5 protein-coding genes are annotated in these 2,827 nt (G+C 70.1%); 2 read left to right on the top strand and 3 right to left on the bottom strand.

Annotated elements, in window-relative coordinates; translation table 11 throughout:
• The first annotated feature begins 154 nt into the window (after positions 1 to 154).
• Positions 155 to 724, top strand: a complete 570-nt coding sequence (locus E3T33_RS04480) for a hypothetical protein (protein WP_134574832.1) — start codon at positions 155 to 157, stop codon at positions 722 to 724.
• Here the strand turns inward: E3T33_RS04480 and pyrE are convergent.
• Together pyrE and E3T33_RS15660 are read right to left on the bottom strand one after the other, a co-directional pair.
• Entirely contained in the window at positions 721 to 1,269 is a 549-nt protein-coding gene (gene pyrE, locus E3T33_RS04475) for an orotate phosphoribosyltransferase (protein WP_092321472.1), read from the bottom strand. The genes E3T33_RS04480 and pyrE overlap by 4 nt on opposite strands.
• 38 nt (positions 1,270 to 1,307) lie before the next feature.
• The gene (locus E3T33_RS15660; RefSeq protein ID WP_255452854.1) at positions 1,308 to 1,430 is read right to left on the bottom strand and encodes a hypothetical protein; all 123 of its coding nucleotides are present in this window, start codon (positions 1,428 to 1,430) and stop codon (positions 1,308 to 1,310) included.
• A 134-nt stretch (positions 1,431 to 1,564) separates the two neighbouring features.
• Between E3T33_RS15660 and E3T33_RS04470 the strand changes: the two genes are divergently transcribed.
• Positions 1,565 to 2,482 carry a LysR family transcriptional regulator gene (locus tag E3T33_RS04470; protein WP_092321471.1) on the top strand — a complete coding sequence of 306 codons (918 nt, stop codon included), beginning with the start codon at positions 1,565 to 1,567 and terminating at the stop codon, positions 2,480 to 2,482.
• Between the two features lie 101 nt (positions 2,483 to 2,583).
• Here the strand turns inward: E3T33_RS04470 and E3T33_RS04465 are convergent.
• A partial coding sequence (locus E3T33_RS04465) for an aldehyde dehydrogenase family protein (RefSeq protein ID WP_134574632.1) occupies positions 2,584 to 2,827 on the bottom strand: 244 nt, incomplete at its 5' end.

Below are 2,827 nucleotides of genomic sequence, written 5' to 3'. Positions count from 1 at the left end.
CAACGGCTGCCGCGCCTGTCCCGGCGAGCGGCAGTGCCGGGGCGGGCAGTGCCGAAGCGGACGGCGCCGGGGCGGACGGTGCCGAAACCGGGGTCGCGGGGCGTCCCGGCACGGCGGTCGCTGCGGCCTCGTCGGCCGTGGGCACAAGGGGAGATTGCACGGGCGTCGTCCACCACGGCGCGGGCTCCAGGTCGGCCTGCGAGCGACCGGCGCCGGGCGCGGGGACCGGCGGCTGCTCGGGGAGGCTCGGCTGTCCGGCGTTCGGCTGCACGGCATTCGGCCGTACCGCGTTGGGCTGTACCGCGGCGCTTGGCAGCGCAGGCGTGCCGACCTGTTCGGTGGGGCCGGTCTGTTCGGTGGGGCCGGCCTGCTCGGTGGGGCCGGCGGGTTCGGGCAGGACAGCGGGTTCCGGCAGGGCCGCGGGTGCGGGCGCTGCGGGCGCCGCAGCGTCGAAAATCTCACGCGCGGACTTCGGCGCGGCGGGGCCCTGGCCCAGGGCTCCATCGCCGGCGTCAGCAGCGTCAGCAGCGTCAGCAGCGTCAGCAGCGTCAGCAGCGTCAGCAGCGTCAGCAGCGTCAGCAGCGTCAGCAGCGTCAGCAGCGTCAGCAGCGTCAGCGTCAGCGTCAGCGTCAGCGTCGTCCAGGCCGCCGTCTCCGTCTCCGTCGAGCTGCGTATTCAACCACTCGAGGCCGACTTCGCCGTCCTCCTCGTCGCGGGGCATTAGCTCAAACCCAGATCCTCAAGCCCGATGGCCGCGTAGTACGGGTAGCCGGCCGCTTCGATCACTTCGCGGGCGCCGGTGTTCCGGTCGACGACAACGGCGACGCCGGCGATCTCGGCGCCGACCTTCAGCAGTGCTTCGATGGCCGCCAGGGGCGACCCACCCGTGGTCGACGTGTCCTCGAGCACGATGACGCGCTTCCCGGCGAGGTCAGGGCCTTCGACCTGCCTGCCGCGACCATGGTCCTTGGGCTCCTTGCGAACGACGAACGCGTCGTACGCCTTGCCACGGGCGGCGCCCTGGTGCAGGATGGCCGCGGCCACGGGGTCGGCACCCATCGTCATGCCGCCCACCGCCGCGACATCCGGGATGTCGGCGATGAGATCGAGCATGACCTGGCCGATCAACGGCGCGACCCGGTGGTCAAGGCTCACCTTGCGGAGGTCGACGTAGTACGTCGCCTTCTTCCCGCTGGTGAGGGTGAAGTCACCGTGGAAGACGGCGTCGGCCGAGATGTAGTCAATGAGCTTCTGGCGGGTATCAGTCACGTGCCAACTTTAGGCCATCCGCAATCCGAAGGGAGAGGCTAGTAGATGCGAACGAGCGGGCGCTGCGGCATCCGGCGGTAGCCGTCCTTCGAGACCTCGACGACGAGGAAGGAAACGGAGAGGAGGGCGGTGATGGACAGGAGGGCAAGAAGAACGAACACGAGGTGCCTTTCAGGAGAGGGGATTCATCGATCCAGACGGAGGCGCCATTGCTCGTGTTCGACAGTTCAATCTGACCACGGCCCACCGTTCAGCACAATCGCATTATTCTCCACCCACCCTGTAGTTTTGCTACATGGACGTGCAACGACTCGAGCTGCTCCGCGAACTCGCCGAACGCCACAGCGTCACCGCGGTCGCCCGAGCAACGCACCGCACCCCGTCCGCCGTCTCCCAACAGCTCAAGGTGCTCGAACGCGAGGCCGGCCTCCCCCTCACCGAGCGCAGCGGGCGCGGCCTGGTGTTGACGGATGCCGGGCGCGCGCTCGCCCGCAGCGCCACCGATGTCGCCGTCGCCCTCGAACGGGCGACCGCGGTGTGGGATGAGTTCCGCAACCGCGTTACGGGCGACGTGAGCCTGGTCACCTTCCCGACCGCCGGCCAGATGCTGCTGCCCGGTGTGCTGCAGCAGCTCGCCGAGCACGCCGGGCTCGTCGTGAAGTGCACCGACATGGACCCGGAGCTCAGCGACTTCCCCGCGCTCACCTCCGACTTCGACATCGTGCTCGCGCACAGCATGCGCGGCCAGGTGCCCTGGGGTGGGCGCGGGCTGACGGTGGTGCCGCTGATGACGGAGCCGTTGGACGTGGGGCTCCCGACCAATCACCGGCTGGCCTCGCGGGCATCCGTCGGAGCGGCCGACGTGGTCGGTGAGACGTGGATCGGCGTGCCGGACGGCTACCCGTTCGAGCGGATCGTGCACGAGATCGAGCAGCAGGGCGGTGGGCGCGTGCACGTGTCCCAACGCTTCGCCGACATGCGCCTGGTCGAGGCGTTCATCATGGCCGGCCTCGGCATCGCCCTCGTGCCCCGCTATACCTCCGGCGGAGGCCAGCCCGGCCGGCTCGTGCTCAAACCACTGCGCGGCGTGGATGCCGAGCGGCAGATCGTGGCCCTCATGCGCCCCGACCGCGCGGAGCGCCTCGCCGTGCGGACCGTCATCGACGCCCTCCGAACCCGCGCCGCCCGCGTGCAGGCCGAGCACACGTCCTGACGCGTCCTGGCCGGCGGTCGAGCCGTCCGGTGATCGAGCCTGTCGAGATCAGGGTCCCGACAAGCTCGACCTGCGGGGACAAGCTCGACCGCCGCGATCCGCTAGTCGTTCTGGGGGAAGCCCAGGTTGATGCCGCCGTGGCTCGGGTCGAGCCAGCGGCTGGTCACGGCCTTCTCCCGGGTGTAAAAAGCGACCCCGGCAGGGCCATAGGCCTTCGCGTCACCGAAGAGCGAGTTCTTCCAGCCACCGAAGGAGTGGTACGCCACCGGCACCGGGATCGGCACGTTGATGCCCACCATCCCGGCCTGCACCTCGTTCTGGAAACGGCGGGCCGCCCCGCCGTCG

Source organism: Cryobacterium sp. TMT1-2-1, from assembly GCF_004403955.1.
GTDB classification, from domain to species: Bacteria; Actinomycetota; Actinomycetes; order Actinomycetales; family Microbacteriaceae; genus Cryobacterium; species Cryobacterium psychrotolerans.
The sequence above is the reverse complement of the archived record's forward strand: the minus strand, read 5'-3'. Positions and strand labels throughout refer to the sequence as shown.